This is a genomic window from Halobacillus sp. H74, from assembly GCF_052246715.1.
Classification (GTDB): domain Bacteria; phylum Bacillota; class Bacilli; order Bacillales; family Halobacillaceae; genus Halobacillus; species Halobacillus litoralis_A.
This window is the reverse complement of sequence record NZ_JBQQCI010000003.1, coordinates 365823-382026: the sequence shown is the minus strand read 5'-3', so window position 1 is coordinate 382026 and position 16204 is coordinate 365823. Positions and strand designations below refer to the sequence as shown.

Here is a 16204-nt window from a genome sequence, read left to right as displayed (position 1 = left end):
ATTCCCCCTAAAAAATAAAATGTGCGATCACTACGATGATCGGAAGAGTAATGATGGTTCTTTGCAAGAAAATAATAGCCAGTTCCAGGACGGAAATAGGAATCTTGGATTTGACGAGTAAAATTCCGATTTCAGACATATAAATGAGCTGGGTCAGAGAAATAGCAGCAATGACGAACCTGGTCAATTCGCTTTCGATTCCTGAACCGATAACAGCAGGAAGGAACATGTCCGCAAAGCCAACGAGCATGGCAGGGGCTGCCTGGGCTGCTTCAGGAATTTGCATCCATTGAAGAACTGGAACGATCGGCAGCGATAAATAAGTGAAAAACGGCGTGAACTCGGCGATAATCAAGGCTACCGTTCCGAGTGCCATCACTAATGGAATTAAAGCAAAATAAATATCCAGGACCGTTTGTATGCCTTGTTTACTAACTTCCTTTATCCCTTTGACCTCTGATGCTTTATGAAGCGCTTTTTCTACACCCCATTGGAAGTTGGACATCCCTTCAGGCGTGTCTTCAGAGATCTGCTTGCCTGTCCCTTCATAGTACGTATCCGCTTTTCTTGATAACGGAGGAATACGTGGGCAAACAAAGGCAGCAATCAAGCCTGCGACCACTACTGTCAAATAGAATGGAACGAAGTACTCCTCCAAACCGATGAAACTGATGACTACTAAACTGAAAGCGATACTATTTATGGAAAAGTTCGTAGCGATTATCGACGCTTCCCGCTTCGTATAATACCCTTCTTCATATTGTTTCGTCGTGATTAGCACCCCTACTGTACCCGCTCCCATCCAGGATGCCAGAGCATCAATCGAGGAACGTCCCGGCAGTTTAAATACCGGTCTCATGACGTTACGCAACATAGTACCGATAAAATCCATCAAACCGAATTGCATGAGGAGCGGCATCAAGACTCCCGCAAAAAGGAACCATGCAGCAAGTACGGGGACAAGGGCATTCAGCATGGTTCCACCTGTTAAATCAGAGGTGATGATTGCCGGTCCTATCCCGAATATAGTCATGAGTGCAAACAAAGCTCCAACCATTCTCGTAATCATCCAAAACGTATGAATGTAAAAAAGCTGTTTCATAAAAGGGCTATCCATGATTAACTTCGGCTTGAGCGCTTTTGCAAAAACCGGAACTATGGCTGAGAGTACTAGAATACCCGTCATTAAACCTGGCAGGATCGGCTCAAGTGACGCCTGAATGGTTTCTGCCATTACTCCCACACCGATGGTGATTTTTCCTCCATAAGGGATTGGGAATAAGAATAGCAATACCCCTAATAGAGATGGAACTATGAACCAAAAATAATTTCGTCTGGTCCTGTAGTTCATTGCTTCCTGCTCCCCTCTATCCACACTCTTTTTCTGTTTAGCCTCCATCTACCCCACTCCTTAAATAAGTAATAAAAAAGGCAAAAGATTTTCATCCCTTACCCTCTTACTTGCAAGAATCATGCCAACTTTTTAATTTATTCTGTATTTTTTGAGTTTTCTGACTACACTAGGCTGACTGATCCCCAATGCTTCCGCCATTTTCGTTGTTGTTTTAAATTTCTGTTTCGCTCGTTCCAGCCTTTCTTTTTCCACTCTCTCTAAAGTTCTGTTCAATGATTCTTCAAAAATATTCACTTCTGAATAAGAATTAATATTCTTCCTGTACCCATCGGGCAAATCGTCAGGCTCGATGATCGAATTATGTGAAGTGACTATCAGTCGTTCCACGAGATTAATCAACTCTCTTACATTCCCCCTCCATTCCAATCCGTTCAAATCATGGAGTACTTCCCTGCTTAACACTCTTTTTCTGTTATAACGGCTTGTGAAATGATCTAAAAAGGAATGGATAAGAGGTGTGATATCCTCTTTCCTTTCTCTTAAAGGCGGGATTATTATCGGCACGACATTCAAACGAAAGTAAAGATCTTCGCGGAACTGCTTCTGCTCGACTGACTTGTCAAGCTGTCTATTAGTAGCACTGATCAACCTGAAATCAGATTGGAGTTCTTTACGACCTCCGACAGGATAGAAGGATTTTTTCTGAATCAGCTTCAACACCTTCACTTGATTTTGTAAAGAAAGCTCTCCAACTTCATCAAGAAACAACGTACCACCACTTGCCATTTCCGCAAAGCCTTTTCTTCCGCCTTTTGTCGCTCCAGTAAAAGAACCTCCTTCATATCCGAAAAGTTCTGCTTCGAATAAAGCCTCCGGAATTGCACCGCAGTTGACCTCTATAAAAGGTCCGTCCCGCCGTTCACTTTTATCATGGATCATGTTGGCCAGCTGTGTTTTCCCGACACCAGACTCACCGAGAAGCAAAACATTCGCATCGACACCTGCCACTTGATCAGCGATTGCGAGAACTTTACGCATCCCATCACTTTTTCCGATGAATTTTTCTTCACTCTGGTTTTTTAAGCGTTTCAATTCCTTACGGACGCGTTCCATTTCCACTGTCATTTCTTCCATACCTGATTTGATTTCCATCAGCTCAGTCACATCATGGGAATAACTGACCACACGAAACAGCTCCCCCTCTTCATCAAACACAGGTAAACCAGTGACAAGCAATTTCTTACCATCTGCAACGGTCTGCACAAACGTTACTCTTTCTTTCGATTCTATAACCATCGGTGTGGCCAGTGGTGTGAACAGTCCCTCTTTTTCCAAATCATAGACAGACCTCCCCATCAGATCCTCTACATCCACATCATAAACCTTGCCGGTCGCTTCACTCACTTTGACGATCGTTCCATCTGTATTCGTAACAAGTATATCTTCCTGAAGAGAATGTAAAAGCGTTTTGTATTCATCCCACTCTGTCATCGAATCCCCCACATTATTCATGTTTGAATAATTTTCTGTACCACTTACCAAATGTCTATATATACAATGAAAAATTATTCATTTCTGAATAGTTCTACAATTAATCATAACATACCTCTACGAATAACTTCAGAATCATTTAATTTCGGTGTTGATCTTCACTTCCATAAAAGCTCCCTTATCTGGAAGACTCAGTTCCGAGATATCTGGGAGTGCGAATGGGGTCTTGGAAGCTACTCGCTTTCCGCGGGGAAGACGGCAAGCCTCCTCGGGCTAACGCCGAAGCTACTGAAAAAAACTTTTCAATCTAGAGGAGCTGTTAAAGTTTGGTGTTGCTTCTCACGAATCGCTTGTCGGTGGGTGCTTGCCGCGGGCACGGCCTCAGCTAACTTGGTCAAGAAGATCACTTGACCAAGTGGATCTTCGGCTCGCGCTGTTCCCGCAGGCGTCACCACCGAACGCTCATCGTGGAATCAACGAGGCCCATATAAAAAACGTCTAACTCGGCTTTTTTATTTGTTGCATAACTCAAAAAGTTGCAGTTCTTCAGTGCCTCCTTGCGCCCTGTGGGGTCTCGCCAGTCTATCCTTTCCCGCAGGAGTCTCGCAGCTTCCCATCCCCCATTACTTCAATGAGTATGTCGAAATTGCCGGACGAACAGCACAGGGATCTATAATGAAAAGGCTCTACAGAAGGTTTTCTCACCTCTTCTTTCATTAAACAGTCGGATAGCGTACAATTCGATTTCGAGATGCTTAATACTGCTAAGGGGCGGAGGGAAACGGTGAGACTCCTATGGGATGTGCCGGGACAGCTGAGACCCCACAGGACGAAGTCCGAGGAGGCTCAGCGCCCGCCCCATGGAACGCGAACCTTTTCCCGCAGCCCCTAGAATCTCACAAACATCTCGAAATCGTGTCTTCAAGAATCCTGCCATTTAACTGAAGAAACACTCGCAGGAAGATCAACATCAACGGTTAACAAAATTACTTAAATGAAAGGTGGATGTTCAGCTTATGTAAATTCCTCACACAAAAAACACTTGAATCTCCAGTCGATCCAAGCGTAAATGATAATTGTTCTATTTACGAAACAATGAAAGAATCTTTTCTAATTTCCCTTGAGGTGGTTTCACTTTCATTTGCAGTTGCTCATTGAATTCATTTTGGGCTCGCCATTCTTTTTTCTGCTCTTCCCGCATCTCTAAAATTTCTCTTTGCAGGAATTCACTTTTTTCTTTTTCCTGTTCCAGCAATGTTTCGTATTGAGACTTTTGTTGTTCGGTCAATTTGTCTATTTTTGAATTGGTTTTATGGGCGAAGTTTCCAACTCCAGAACTGATGACGTGGTGATCTTGTTGAAGACGGGAAACTGTTGTTTGAAGATGGGCCATATCGTTTTTCAGTTGGACGTTCATTTCACGACTGGCAGCCAGTTCATTAGCTAGCAGCGATAATACATCTTTTAATTGATCGGGATCTTGCAGCGATTGGTCATATGTATGAGACAATGCAATTTGAGTTTCCGTATATCCTTCCAATCTCTTTTCTTGTTGATCGACAAGGATTTTCGCTTCATCGTCCTGGGATTTATCCGTATCACGAATCGCCATAAGTGCTTCGATATCGGATCTGACAAAAATACGGCGATCGCCATCCTTAAAGAACTCATAACCATTCCGCTCTAAGATCTGCCCATACCGTCTTACAGTTGTTGTTGCAATCTCCATTTCTTCTGCCACTTCTTTGGTAGAGAATGCTCTTTCATTCGGTTGTATATCGTGTCGCATCATGGGCCTCCTTTTCTAATAATATGAAGGTTTTGCGAGGAATTTGCAAGGTGCTTCCGTCATCGATAGGAAGGGATGAAATAAGTCGTTCCACCTATATTTCCAAACCAATGATCGTGTGTTTTAAAACGAAGTCAAAATCCACCTCTCTCCATTTTATCAAGTGTTCCCCAATCTGTATAACTTTGGCTCCACAAAAATAAAATTGCCCGTTCAGGGTAGGAAAGCGCCCTCCGATAATCAAGAAAGCCCTTTAATAATAAAGAGATTTAAACATATCAGGTGTTTTGCAATTCTTCTTTCGAAATGACTTGCCAGCCATTTGCCTGGAGATGATCGATATATATTCCTATTTCAATATCTTCTTTTTCAATTGCAAGGGGAGATAAAGATACCCAGCATTCATCAGAAGAATAGTTCATAGTAACTTTTACCACTTCATAGCCGTTATGATATTCCGGGTGGAAACCTGGATCTTCAATAATATCTCCTTCTACAGGACGGACGTTGGAATCAAAAGCTTTCATCATGGTCACTTGTCTATTCTTTTCCTTTACAGAAGATATAAAAAGGATAAACTTAATTTTCATATTAGTCCCCATCCTTCTTGGAGTGGTAAACTTCAGTGATAAAAAACCTGAATGGTCCCGATACCGTAACATGCATGAAGGTTCAGGTAAATGGACCAATTTCACTTTTCAATTTTATATAAAACATGACGGCATAGATTGCTTGATAAATCGAGCTTCGGGTGATTAAACTCCTTCACGAAATGCAGCCCGATTTTGTTCATGACTGCTTTCGAAGGGTGGTTGATTTTAGCGGTGAAACTGAAAACTTCATCAAATCCAAGCTTTCCGAAGCCATAGTCCAGACATGCTCTGGCACCTTCTGTCGCGTATCCCTTCCCCCACGCAGACCTTTTCAACCGATAACCGATTTCCACACAAGGGGTGAAATCCTCTTCGAAAGTAGCACGGTGAAAACCTATAAAGCCGATAAACTCGTTCTTTTCCTTTGTTTCAACCGCAAACAAGCCATAACCATGATGCTCGAACTCTTGTTGAATACGATCGTAAAATTTGTCTGTTTCATCACAAGATAGAGTTTGCGGAAAGTAAGACATTACATTTTCATCAGCATTCATTTGCCTGAAACTATCCAGATCTCCACTTTCCCAATCACGAAATATCAGTCGAGCTGATTCGAAATAAACCATCTTCTCACTCCAAATATCTCACACGCCTAAAATAAACGTTTTTTGTGCAGTTCATCTTTTCTTAACTCTAACATAATGCATTTACTAAAACCCCCGTTCTCAATGTCAGGGAAAAACATTCGCTCTTTTCTTGAACCAAGTCCACCGAAGTTGTATACGTGCTGTGACTGCTTGTAAAAGGATTGAAGGATTACCCATTTATTATTCGGGTATGGGATATTAGATAGAAGTTAATGCACAAGGAGGATGAACTGATGAATAACAAAATAATAGGCGGCGTCTTTTCTAGTGTAGGTAATGCAGAAAGAGCCATATCTGAATTACAACGTCACGGTTATGGACACGATGACATCTCTGTTTTTGCTAAAGAAAAAAGTAAAGTGAATGTCTTAGAAGATGAAATGGATACTTCCGTCACTTCTAATAAAGGCAGTCGTGGGAAAAACGCTGGAAAAGGAGCTGGATTAGGGGCTTTATCCGGTGGGGCGTTAGGTGGAATTGGTGGATTAATTACAGGACTTGGTCTTCTCGCCATACCTGGCATCGGACAAATTGCTGCCGCGGGCCCGATCGTCGCCTCTCTTACTGGTGCAGGAGTAGGCGCAGGGGGTGGCGGGATCATAGGCGCACTTGTAGGAGCAGGGATGCCAGAAAAAGAAGCTAAGCAATATGAAAATCACTTGAAGGATGGAAAAATAATCGTAATCGTAGAGGCAACAGATACAATGCAGGATAAAGTATATCGCACATTCCTATCGAGTAAAACTGAAAATAAGGCGATGTATCCTGACAATTATCGCAATCAAAACAACCCTTCATCCCATGGTATTCCTACTAACAATCATGACAGTGAAAAAACAAACCCGATTAAAAATGAAGGGGATCATGAGAACCAAAACACAATCCCTTCTGATAAAACGAAAAAACACGCTCAAGGACGTCAGAGCGGCATCAATAGTAGTCCCATGTTTATTGGACACTAAGGGAACTTCCCTCTTGGGGGAGTTCCTCTTTTTTTTCATTCCGTTCAAGCCCTGATGAGTCGAGAATAATACCGTTTATACCATGTGGGGCGGAGGGCCAGGATTTTTTTATTTTATATTACATAGTACGATCGGGATTCAACCTGGCCATCAGTAAAGTATTATAGTAATTTCCATCAGAAAGCCATCGATCTTCTTTTAATGTACCTTCGACTTCAAAACCATATTCTTTATAAAGACTTACAGCTTTTTTATTTGTTTCAAGTACACGTAACGTCATTTTCCTGATATCGTTTGAATCTGACCAAATAATCGATTCTTTCAATAAACTTCTTCCAATACCATTACCCCCAAATGCCCTTAACACTCCAACACCAAACTCCACTTTATGGGAAAATCTTTTTAAGTGATCACATTCGCATCTTGTATAGCCGACAATTTCCCTATCAATCTCTGCTATTAAAAAAAGATGATTAAGACTCTCTGTATCTCCTCTTATGAGGTTTTTAAATCCTTCTTCATTTATGTAGGCTTCTCCTTGTTCTCTATCCAGGTTTTCCGTTTCGCCATCTATTTCTAACCTTAACTCAGATAAAGGGCCAGCATCGTTCTCTACTGCAGACCTAATCGTATAACGTAGATTACGATTGTAATAATCCCGATCATCTATTTTCATCTGAATTTTCCCCTTTACATTTCCATACAACGATCCCTTTTAAAAAAGAGAGATAGAAAAGGTAATTAATGCTCTGACCCTTTTACAAATAGAGCCCTGTATCAGCAAAGTTAGAACTCATGTAATTTTTATCATTATCTGCTAACAACATTTTATTGTCCAGCACGCTTTCGTAATACTTCAAGCTGGTATTTCCATCCTTCAACATTCCCTTTGAAGAACTTTTCCTGCTCTTCTTCTGAAACAGTAAGACTGGAAAATCCACTTTCAACTACACGCAGCCATGTCCCTCCACCCTCAGCCTTCAACATAAATTCCACCATTGTGGAGTTCCCTTCTTTTGGTTCCACACCAGGAAAAGAACTTGCCCATCGGCATGCAAGATAGCTTGGCGGATTTTCTTTTTCAATGATGACAGGGAACTCGCCATACTTTGTATCAGCCATTATAAGTGATCCAGCGACTTTCACTTTGTCAGGTCCCGGAGCATCTCCGACCCACCATGCGGGGTCACTGACCAAATCCCACACTGTTTGTATTGAGGCATTAATGAGAACCTCTCGTTCAATTGCATCCTTATTCATTTTTATCACTGCCTCTTTTTAATGTATGGAACTATAAAGTGGTTCTACTAACTTCCTGTTGCGCCTCACAGGTTGCACATAATATAATTTCAATTATCTCTTAGTCCCCTCGAAAAATCATCCCATAATATAGGACAAGTAATTAAAGAATAAGTACCACCCTAATGATGCTAAACTCAATGAAAGCACAAAAACAGATAGGTATTGATGAGCTCCTTGTGTACTTCTGGACTGAAATAGGAAGACACTTGCTAATATAATACTAAGCACAAAAAACAGGCCGAACATTATATTCCAGGCCGCACTGAACCTGATATCAAAATCGATCAGCACTATTCCCATGTAACAAGTATTGATTATTAATGAAAGGACCAACAGGAACTTTTTCACTTCATCACATCCTCCAATTCACACACACATGAATCAAAATGACTTCTACGGACCATTAACGTGAAGATAAATATAATCATTCCAAAAAGCATTCCAAAGAAAGCAAGTGAACAACTGCCACACCCCCGAATTTTAGAAGAAGGAAATTAACTCAATATTATGAGACCAAAAATAAATAGGGATGTGAAAATGTAAAAATAGCCACTCTTTTTCTCTTTCCTATCTTTAACGTTTTCTAAGCCAAAAAGAAAAAACATAACAGCATTAAACAGGAAAATGCTCACGGTGGGGATTTGCAGACGATCAATGAACAAATGATAAAATACTGCACTCAATCCTGCGACTGCAATCACCAAGTTCAGTTTTCTTAAGAGTTTCCCTTGTCCTTTCCTCCCAAATCTAAAGACCAAAATTCATGGAGTAAGTAAAGCACTTTGAAGTTATTCAACCAAAGCTTTTACCCCTCTCAAGTTCGGTTATTTGCTAAAAACAGTAAAAGACATCACTCTAGAGTAGGATTTTCTACTTTATATGGATTGTTCACATCCAGCCATGTTTATGCTTCCTTAATCATCAAAACATCAAAATATAAAGGAATGCATACTTAATTTAAAAATACCCCCCCTATGATAGTAAGCAATACCAATAACACTACGCTCCCAATGACAAAATACTTTATCAGCCTGATTGGCAATGGAAGTCGCCCACCCCCTGAACTGATTTGCCCCTCTATTTTTTGCTGATGGGCAATCGCATCGTTGAAGGGTTTATTTGGACCTTCATTATAATTAGCCATAGTTCCTCCTATTCGGAATCTTTTTTTCTTTTCCTATATAAACTGGATACTGCTAATAATATCAACCCGACAATCATCAATGGGATTACGAATAATGAAAATGGTTCTGGAGCATCCGTAATATTAATTCCGAAGCCTGCGACAAAAAGAAATAACCCTATGTAGTACAGTGTTTTCCCATTGTAGTTAGAACGCCCCATTTTCATCTCTCCTTAGAAAATATCTGATCCCAACACTCAACTGAAGTGGTTCTTCAATTCTTTGATATTACACACAACTATTGTTTTATCCCTGTATTTTCCGAAGCTCTTAAAAAAATTCGGTTTACCTCTTTCTTCAAATTGCTTATTCCATTTGAACATTTTCAAAAAAATTTTCAGAGTCGGTTGATAATTCGCATGTTCCATCCCGGCCTTCTGAAAAATGTATCTCTTGATGATACGGTACGTTCTCGTAGAATAATTGATATCCAAAAAAATAATTAAGTCTGCCTGTTGAAAGCTTCCCGAAACCCACTCCTCATTATGAACGCCCTCTATTATCCAACTTTCAGAACGGACAATTGAATTCAAGTAATTACGTTTCTCTAAGTCTGTTCTTCTTCTATCCGCTCTTGGATTCCGCTCCCAAGCGACATTATCCAACTCGTAATATGGAAGGCCAAATTTAGTAGACAGTTCTTTTGCTAAGGTTGTTTTCCCGCTTGCTACCGAGCCGATGATATGAATTTTCCTTGGAATATTCCTCTGCACTTTTTGGTCACCATCCGACTATTCAGATACTTTAGAAAATTTAACACTCTAAACGTATCACATGTGGAAATATTTGAGAACACCAAATAACTCTTAAGCACAGAACAAGAAACGAAATCCCATCAAGTATAAGTAAAGTGATTGTCACGTCAAAACGCCTCCTTTCTGCAGAAAAAAACCAGACCTATTAGGCCTGGTTTCTCAAGTTTAAATATTTACTGTCACATCTGCTTCTTCACGTAGATTTTTGACAAGTTTTTGAGTAGCTTCTGACTCTTTCTGTTTTTTCAATTGATCTTTAAGACGATCCTTCACTTCTTCATAAGCAGGAACTTCCTGTCCGTTCTCCGCTTTTTCCTGTTGAGCTTTCATTTGATCGTACGCTTTTTTCACTTCTTCTTCAGTTGGTTCTGTATCGCCAGCTTCTTCAGCGATCAGCTTGTCCAACTTGATTTGTGTCCCCACTTGCGTCATGACTTCTTCTTTACTCATGCCTTGTTCTTCTAATTTTTTCAAGAATTCATCTGTGGATTTTACTTGTCGTTGCTTAGCCAGCTCTTCAAGCTTTTTATCTTTTTCTTCTTGCGGAGCCTTGTAGTCACGGCTGTCAGCTTCCTGGATCAATAACTCTTGCCCAACGAGACTGTCAGCTACTTGCTTTTTCAATTTATCCTGGTCGACCTTTTGACCTGACATTTGAGATTGCATAGCCATTTGTTGGAATTGACCTTTATACACATTCTCAAATTCAGCTTTCTTGATTTCTTCACCATTGACCTTTGCTACTACATCAGGTACACCTTCTAAGTCAGGCTTTGGCATTTCCTTTTGCTGGGAATCTTCGCTTGCCTGCTCTTCTTGTTTTTGTTCCTCTTTATTATTATCACCTTTAGCAGACTCTCCTTCATCACTACCGCAGGCTGCAAGTAGGGAAACAAAAGCTGCAAAAATTAAAGTCAGTAACCATTTTTTATTCAATGTCATTTCTCCTTTATTATCAACGTTGATTGCTATTGTAACATTTACTATAGAAGTGTAAATACATCAACCAAGCTAGATGATCATGTTTTTAAGTGTTTACGTTCCTCCATCCCCTGTTATGAGCACTTTCAAGGTCCAAGAAGGAACAAATGTGGAAAATCTGTGTAAAAGCCTTCCACTTATTGAGAAAGAGTTACTTGATAATGGGAGGCTCCTTTCCTTCAAGCCAATCAGTAATAAATGGTGCCTGATGTGAATTAATATGCCCAGGAATGGTAGTTTTATGAAAAAAATCCAACTCCCTGCTTTCATGATTCTTTAGAAGCACGCCATCATACTTTCTTGAAATGAAAATAATCTGTACACTGAAGACCTGGTCGCCATTTTCGTATTGAGCGTATCCCTTTTCCCCTGAATAAGCACCAAACAACTCTAGCTCATGAATAGTCAAGCCTGTCTCTTCCAAAACCTCCCGCTTCACTGTCGCTTCAAAGGTTTCCCCGATTTCGAGCAGACCACCAGGGATCCCCCTAAAGCGTGCACTTCGGAAAACCAATCGCTCTTCCAAAAAGGGGGTGATTTTTCTGAATAGCACGTAGGATAATATCTTTTCACTGTAAAACCCCCGCTGTTAAAGAGAATAACACAGCGAGGGGCGGTAGGCTATATTCAAGGTTCTGATTATGAGATCGACCTTTACTCTATTTTTCTGCATATAAAAGGTGCAGAATTCTGTTGAATTGGTGTGTTTTCACGTTGTAACCTTCTTTCTCCAGCCACTTAACAAGTTTTGAAAGATCAGCATAGTATTCATCATGGATAGCATCCACTGCTTCTCCATTTCCTTCTTGTTCAAATTGAGCGAGGATGCGCTGTTTCTCTTTTTCATTTTCAAACATTAAATCAGCAATGGCTATTCTTCCATCATCGTTCAAAATACGATCCATCTCAGCCAGGGCAAGTTCTTTTTCGGCATCTGGCAAGTGATGAAGAGCATAGCTTGATACCACAAAATCTGTACTGTGATCCATAATAGGAAGTGATAAAAAATGGCCAGGACGTGTCTCCAATTCAGGATACTTTTTCAAGCAAACTTTCAGCATTTCTTCCGATTGATCCACTCCGATCATTGTTGTGCCATCATCCATAAATAGAGCAGCCAAATTACCTGTGCCAGTTCCGATATCGACCCCCAGCTCCTCCGGTTTCGGTTCCACCCAATCTTTAACCTTAGACAGTGCTACATGATAATGTTCATGAACATTGAATCGATAGCCAGTGGTTTTTATAGTTTGATCATATTCTTCTGCTTGCTCATCAAAATTCCAGCGATCTTTCCAACTCTTTCTCATTTTTTTCACCTCTTTCAATTGTCGGGATAGATTTAACAGGTCCTCTTGCCCTGGCGATTCTCCTATCATTTGGTCCAACGTCGTAATCATATCTTTGATTTGGATCCATTCTCCATATAACGCAGACCGCTGCAGATCCAAGTAAGACTGGATATTATCCCCTTCCAAACTGGCTTTTATTTGAGCAGTGGACATTCCCACTTCGCGAAGAGCCAGAATTGTCTGGAGTTTCCACAAATCTTCTTCCTGAAAATAACGGTAATCGTTCTCTCCTTTTTCAGGAGTGATCAATCCTTTTTCTTCATAAAAACGAATGGTGCGAGGTGTCGTATGTAACATCTTTGCAGTTTCAGTAATTTTCATGGTATTCCTCCTTTACTGTCTTTAATATAAAGGTTGACGCCAGGTTAAGGTAAAGGCTTATTTTAAAGTTTTAGACAACGGACTGCCAAAGGTTAGAATGTTTCTCGGTAAAGTGATTACCAACTATCATTGGATAATTATGTTAAACTAGTAAACGTATACATAACGAGAGAACAGGTAAGTGCTCTCTTCTTTATCAGTCATCCCTCAGTCATTCCCTCACAATTCCTCCAGATTAAATGATATCTTCTACAGAAAAAATATAATATATCAGTCAAACATTCAGGAGGCGATCGTGCCTATGCTTGAAACGAACCGATGTGTAGTTAGAAAGATTTCCAATGACGATTATGATGATGTAAAAGAGATCTACCTTAATGAAGAAGTCAGAAAATACCTTGGCGGAACCCGTGAAATAGGCTCTATATCAACAATTATCGCGCAGATGGTGATGCCCCCGGATCACTCATTCTACTGGAAGATTAAAGATAAACGCACCGATAGTTTTGTAGGATTAATTTCTTTGGACCCTCATCATTCAGGCGATCAGTTAGAAATTTCCTATCAGCTCTTACCCCAATGGTGGGGAAAAGGGTATGCAGGCGAAGTTCTTTCATCCGTCCTCCATTACGTCTTCACTGTATTAAAACTACCAAGAGTAGTCGCAGAAACACAAACAGCTAATCTGCGATCTCGACGACTCTTAGAAAAGTCTGGAATGAAATTGGTCACTATCCGCCAAAGGTTCGGTGCAGAACAATCGATTTATCAAATAGAGAGGGATGACTTAAAATAATGGGGGGGGTGGACTTGTTTCCCTATTTTCGCAGCGCTTTTCAGTGGTGTTTGGGCAAGCACCAGTAAACCGAATAAGACGAGGAGGTAGATACATGCTAGTTTATATCATTGCGCTCGCTATCTGTGCTGGGAGTTGGTACTTCTATACATATCAATCAAAAGGTGGAGGTTCAACCATTCTTCTCAGCTTATTTTCTCTAGGGATCTCTGTAATGTTTCTTGTGGCAGGATTACTTTTTTCAGGAGCTGTAGGGAGCCAGGGAGCAACAATGACCGTCGCTTTTTTAGCAATTTTACTATTCTTCAACGGCATTTGCATGTTGATTACAGCACTGATCCAAACATCAATCAGGAAAGTGAACGAACAATAGCCTCAATAAACCTTCCCTCTAGCATTAAAGAGACTGAACCCCAAATGGATTCAGTCCTCTCCCTCACTTCACTGTTTTGTTGGCATAAACAGTCGGTGAGGTCTCAGCTTGTGCAACGAGTACCGGCCACCAGAACGGTGCTCCGCGCCAACCATGTTCTTTTTTCCCTTCTTGCCGAAGCATGATCAATGCTGGAAATTCTCTGGCGACTTTCCTTGCTGCGGCCAATTCTCCACTTCCTTTACCTGGCGTATCAGGAGAGTTTTCAAACTTACCATCTTGTTTGTAGCGTCGGATCTGCCTCTGCGTCCTTGTCAGCAACCAGATATAAGCCCCAGACTCTGCTTCTTTACTCAGATAATCCAGCACACCTTCATATTCATCAAGGTCAAAGTCACGGCCTTCCTCCATTTCAAGAGTTTCATAAACGAGCCGCAACATCTCTTTCGCTTGGGCGACAGGAATTAAATACGCATTGTCCTCTGAATAGCGGGCTGATGTTTTCGCTTTTGCAATCAGGCGGTCGAGCTCAAGGATCGTTTTCTGTATATGAGTTTTGTAGCCGGTTTGGAAACCGATCGGCAACATCCGTTTATGCGGGTTGATCATCGTCAATTCCGAGAGCAGAATTTTGTTCGGATTACATGGTAGAATGCCTTCACTTAAATCACGTTGGACAAAAACCACGCCACGCCGATGCCCGCCTTGCTCGAAAACGCGACGCAGTTCAGTATCAAATTCGTGAATCTTCTTCATGACAGCATAGATTCTCTGAGTCGTATAAAAACGGGTTACAGCAAGGTCGGCAACCGGCCGAGCACCGTACATCCTTGAATGCTGCAACACGGTATCCTGCTGAAATGACTTCGGGTTCCTTCCATAGAAAAAGCCGATCAGATTGTGGATGGTTACACCACGGTCCAATATCTGCCCGCCAATAAAAATATTCATCGGAGATCGCAACTGCAGTTGCCCTGTATGGTCGAGAAGTTCATTGACGTCTTTTTCCGAATTGACAATGTTGCTCACAATGTATTCTTCATCCAATGAGCGTCGCACTTCTTCATACACAGCAGAAAAAGCCGGCTTAGTGGTTTTTTCCAATGTTTGGACGGAACGCATCAAATCATTGTAAGATTCGCGGATGAGCTGCTGAAAAAGCTCTGATTCCTCCCGGGCCGATTCAATTAATAACTGTTCGAATCCCTGAATCAATTCGGCTTGCCAAGCATGCGCCGTTTTCCCCCGTTCCGTATGTATGATGAAGGAGTATTTCTGTTCTCGTTGACCTTTTTCTCGTTGCTGCCAGCGGCGTATGCCAGCCCCGACGATGAAATTGACAATCGCCTGTCGGATATTGCTGATATTTTTCTGTGTAAGCAAATGTTCCATTTTAACACGGCGCCCGTCCATCTTTTTCATCACATCAAGTTCTTTTTCCTCTACAGGATGGAACAGATAAGAAGATAAATGACCATCTTTCTCACTCCACTCGAAATACACCTTCCCACCAATGTAACGTTCGTGGATCGGAACTAGTTCTGTAAACGCAGGTCGAATGGGTTCGAACACTTTCCCTTTATGAATAGTCATATCCTCCGGTTGCAGGTAGAGTGAATACGGAGTTGCTGTCACTTGAAGGAACGCGGGCTTCCTCAGTGTTTCACGCAAGGTATTTATTTTTGTGGCAATGACACGCATATGCTTCACGTTCTGATCACGTTTATATTCATAAGCCACACTCGCAAAGTCCGCTTCATCATCAATAAAAAGTACACGTTTGTCTGTTAGCTGAGGGTATCTTTCCGTGAGAGCCTCATGGAGGTGATCGAGGTTACGAGTCTCTTTTTTCACGATTACGGCCAATTTCTGTGATAATTCATATTTTCTAAGATTGTCAGGCATCGCCATGATGTCATAGACACGCATCTCATCTTCCTCAATCGCCTTCGAAAACTCGTCGTTCAGGCGTGCGTAGGTCTGTTTAACAAGCGCATTGGTACCCTTCGTCAAAAGAATGACCATATCATAGCCGTTGTCATAAGCAAGAGCTATCACCCCGATAAATGTCCTCGTTTTCCCTGATTGAATTTTTCCAAGCAGCATCCCAGGATGATGCTCGGTCGTCGAGGTATCGAGAAGTTGAGCCATGGTCCGGACCATACACTCGCGTGAATCTTGCTTATATTGATTTTTTCTATTTAATTGCTGAAAAAATGCTCCATTCGTCTGGAGCAGATGTGTGTTTATCGACATGTTGATGAACTCCTTTTTTCAAAACACGCCTATTATACCGCAATTCCCC

18 protein-coding genes are annotated in these 16204 nt (G+C 41.3%); 3 read left to right on the top strand and 15 right to left on the bottom strand.

The window, feature by feature from the left end:
- Positions 1–7: 7 nt before the first annotated feature.
- From ACTWPX_RS08235 to ACTWPX_RS08210, 6 genes are all read right to left on the bottom strand, one after another.
- Positions 8–1399, bottom strand: a complete 1392-nt coding sequence (locus ACTWPX_RS08235) for a YjiH family protein (protein WP_443119307.1) — start codon at positions 1397–1399, stop codon at positions 8–10.
- A gap of 84 nt (positions 1400–1483) precedes the next feature.
- Positions 1484–2845 (bottom strand): sigma-54 interaction domain-containing protein, encoded by a 1362-nt coding sequence (locus tag ACTWPX_RS08230; RefSeq protein ID WP_443119306.1) that lies wholly within the window; start codon positions 2843–2845, stop codon positions 1484–1486.
- 302 nt (positions 2846–3147) lie between these two features.
- Positions 3148–3300, bottom strand: coding sequence for a hypothetical protein (locus ACTWPX_RS08225; protein WP_443119305.1), 153 nt, complete (start codon positions 3298–3300; stop codon positions 3148–3150).
- Between the two features lie 626 nt (positions 3301–3926).
- The gene (locus ACTWPX_RS08220; RefSeq protein ID WP_443119304.1) at positions 3927–4634 is read right to left on the bottom strand and encodes a hypothetical protein; all 708 of its coding nucleotides are present in this window, start codon (positions 4632–4634) and stop codon (positions 3927–3929) included.
- A 278-nt stretch (positions 4635–4912) separates the two neighbouring features.
- Positions 4913–5224 carry a hypothetical protein gene (locus ACTWPX_RS08215; protein WP_443119303.1) on the bottom strand — a complete coding sequence of 104 codons (312 nt, stop codon included), beginning with the start codon at positions 5222–5224 and terminating at the stop codon, positions 4913–4915.
- Between the two features lie 101 nt (positions 5225–5325).
- Entirely contained in the window at positions 5326–5853 is a 528-nt protein-coding gene (locus ACTWPX_RS08210; protein WP_443119302.1) for a GNAT family N-acetyltransferase, read from the bottom strand.
- Positions 5854–6107: 254 nt separating this feature from the next.
- Here ACTWPX_RS08210 and ACTWPX_RS08205 point away from each other — a divergent pair, with 254 nt between their 5' ends.
- Entirely contained in the window at positions 6108–6836 is a 729-nt protein-coding gene (locus ACTWPX_RS08205; RefSeq protein WP_443119301.1) for a general stress protein, read from the top strand.
- Positions 6837–6954: 118 nt separating this feature from the next.
- Here the strand turns inward: ACTWPX_RS08205 and ACTWPX_RS08200 are convergent, their stop codons facing one another.
- The 8 genes from ACTWPX_RS08200 to ACTWPX_RS08165 form a co-directional block, all read right to left on the bottom strand.
- Positions 6955–7512: a GNAT family N-acetyltransferase gene (locus ACTWPX_RS08200; protein ID WP_443119300.1), complete on the bottom strand. Its 558-nt coding sequence runs from the start codon at positions 7510–7512 to the stop codon at positions 6955–6957.
- A gap of 152 nt (positions 7513–7664) precedes the next feature.
- Positions 7665–8096, bottom strand: a complete 432-nt coding sequence (locus ACTWPX_RS08195; protein ID WP_443119299.1) for an SRPBCC domain-containing protein — start codon at positions 8094–8096, stop codon at positions 7665–7667.
- Between the two features lie 994 nt (positions 8097–9090).
- Complete coding sequence (locus ACTWPX_RS08190) at positions 9091–9282, bottom strand: hypothetical protein (RefSeq protein WP_443119298.1); 192 nt, start codon at positions 9280–9282, stop codon at positions 9091–9093.
- Between the two features lie 8 nt (positions 9283–9290).
- On the bottom strand, positions 9291–9482 hold the full coding sequence (locus ACTWPX_RS08185) for a hypothetical protein (protein ID WP_443119297.1): 192 nt from the start codon (positions 9480–9482) through the stop codon (positions 9291–9293).
- A gap of 36 nt (positions 9483–9518) precedes the next feature.
- Complete coding sequence (locus ACTWPX_RS08180; protein ID WP_443119296.1) at positions 9519–10034, bottom strand: DNA topology modulation protein FlaR; 516 nt, start codon at positions 10032–10034, stop codon at positions 9519–9521.
- 207 nt (positions 10035–10241) lie between these two features.
- On the bottom strand, positions 10242–11018 hold the full coding sequence (locus ACTWPX_RS08175; protein WP_443119295.1) for a SurA N-terminal domain-containing protein: 777 nt from the start codon (positions 11016–11018) through the stop codon (positions 10242–10244).
- Between the two features lie 190 nt (positions 11019–11208).
- Positions 11209–11610 carry an NUDIX domain-containing protein gene (locus ACTWPX_RS08170; protein WP_443119294.1) on the bottom strand — a complete coding sequence of 134 codons (402 nt, stop codon included), beginning with the start codon at positions 11608–11610 and terminating at the stop codon, positions 11209–11211.
- A gap of 106 nt (positions 11611–11716) precedes the next feature.
- Positions 11717–12730 carry a MerR family transcriptional regulator gene (locus tag ACTWPX_RS08165; protein ID WP_443119293.1) on the bottom strand — a complete coding sequence of 338 codons (1014 nt, stop codon included), beginning with the start codon at positions 12728–12730 and terminating at the stop codon, positions 11717–11719.
- 301 nt (positions 12731–13031) lie between these two features.
- Here ACTWPX_RS08165 and ACTWPX_RS08160 point away from each other — a divergent pair, with 301 nt between their 5' ends.
- Both ACTWPX_RS08160 and ACTWPX_RS08155 read left to right on the top strand, forming a co-directional pair.
- On the top strand, positions 13032–13526 hold the full coding sequence (locus tag ACTWPX_RS08160; protein WP_443119292.1) for a GNAT family N-acetyltransferase: 495 nt from the start codon (positions 13032–13034) through the stop codon (positions 13524–13526).
- A 94-nt stretch (positions 13527–13620) separates the two neighbouring features.
- Complete coding sequence (locus tag ACTWPX_RS08155; protein ID WP_443119291.1) at positions 13621–13899, top strand: hypothetical protein; 279 nt, start codon at positions 13621–13623, stop codon at positions 13897–13899.
- Positions 13900–13962: 63 nt separating this feature from the next.
- On the opposite strand, the gene ACTWPX_RS08150 is transcribed toward ACTWPX_RS08155, so the two are convergent.
- A complete protein-coding gene (locus tag ACTWPX_RS08150; RefSeq protein WP_443119290.1) occupies positions 13963–16155 on the bottom strand; it encodes a Z1 domain-containing protein in 2193 nt (730 codons plus the stop codon).
- Positions 16156–16204: the final 49 nt, after the last annotated feature.

What these genes read in the sequence shown, in the direction of transcription:
- ACTWPX_RS08210 (WP_443119302.1), bottom strand. Translation starts at nt 5,853, where the DNA reads ATGGTTTATTTCGAATCAGCTCGACTGATATTTCGTGATTGGGAAAGT.
- ACTWPX_RS08195 (WP_443119299.1), bottom strand. Translation starts at nt 8,096, where the DNA reads ATGAATAAGGATGCAATTGAACGAGAGGTTCTCATTAATGCCTCAATA.
- ACTWPX_RS08190 (WP_443119298.1), bottom strand. Translation starts at nt 9,282, where the DNA reads ATGGCTAATTATAATGAAGGTCCAAATAAACCCTTCAACGATGCGATT.
- ACTWPX_RS08175 (WP_443119295.1), bottom strand. Translation starts at nt 11,018, where the DNA reads ATGACATTGAATAAAAAATGGTTACTGACTTTAATTTTTGCAGCTTTT.
- ACTWPX_RS08185 (WP_443119297.1), bottom strand. Translation starts at nt 9,482, where the DNA reads ATGGGGCGTTCTAACTACAATGGGAAAACACTGTACTACATAGGGTTA.
- ACTWPX_RS08215 (WP_443119303.1), bottom strand. Translation starts at nt 5,224, where the DNA reads ATGAAAATTAAGTTTATCCTTTTTATATCTTCTGTAAAGGAAAAGAAT.
- ACTWPX_RS08150 (WP_443119290.1), bottom strand. Translation starts at nt 16,155, where the DNA reads ATGTCGATAAACACACATCTGCTCCAGACGAATGGAGCATTTTTTCAG.
- ACTWPX_RS08230 (WP_443119306.1), bottom strand. Translation starts at nt 2,845, where the DNA reads ATGACAGAGTGGGATGAATACAAAACGCTTTTACATTCTCTTCAGGAA.
- ACTWPX_RS08205 (WP_443119301.1), top strand. Translation starts at nt 6,108, where the DNA reads ATGAATAACAAAATAATAGGCGGCGTCTTTTCTAGTGTAGGTAATGCA.
- ACTWPX_RS08235 (WP_443119307.1), bottom strand. Translation starts at nt 1,399, where the DNA reads ATGGAGGCTAAACAGAAAAAGAGTGTGGATAGAGGGGAGCAGGAAGCA.
- ACTWPX_RS08160 (WP_443119292.1), top strand. Translation starts at nt 13,032, where the DNA reads ATGCTTGAAACGAACCGATGTGTAGTTAGAAAGATTTCCAATGACGAT.
- ACTWPX_RS08165 (WP_443119293.1), bottom strand. Translation starts at nt 12,730, where the DNA reads ATGAAAATTACTGAAACTGCAAAGATGTTACATACGACACCTCGCACC.
- ACTWPX_RS08220 (WP_443119304.1), bottom strand. Translation starts at nt 4,634, where the DNA reads ATGCGACACGATATACAACCGAATGAAAGAGCATTCTCTACCAAAGAA.
- ACTWPX_RS08200 (WP_443119300.1), bottom strand. Translation starts at nt 7,512, where the DNA reads ATGAAAATAGATGATCGGGATTATTACAATCGTAATCTACGTTATACG.
- ACTWPX_RS08155 (WP_443119291.1), top strand. Translation starts at nt 13,621, where the DNA reads ATGCTAGTTTATATCATTGCGCTCGCTATCTGTGCTGGGAGTTGGTAC.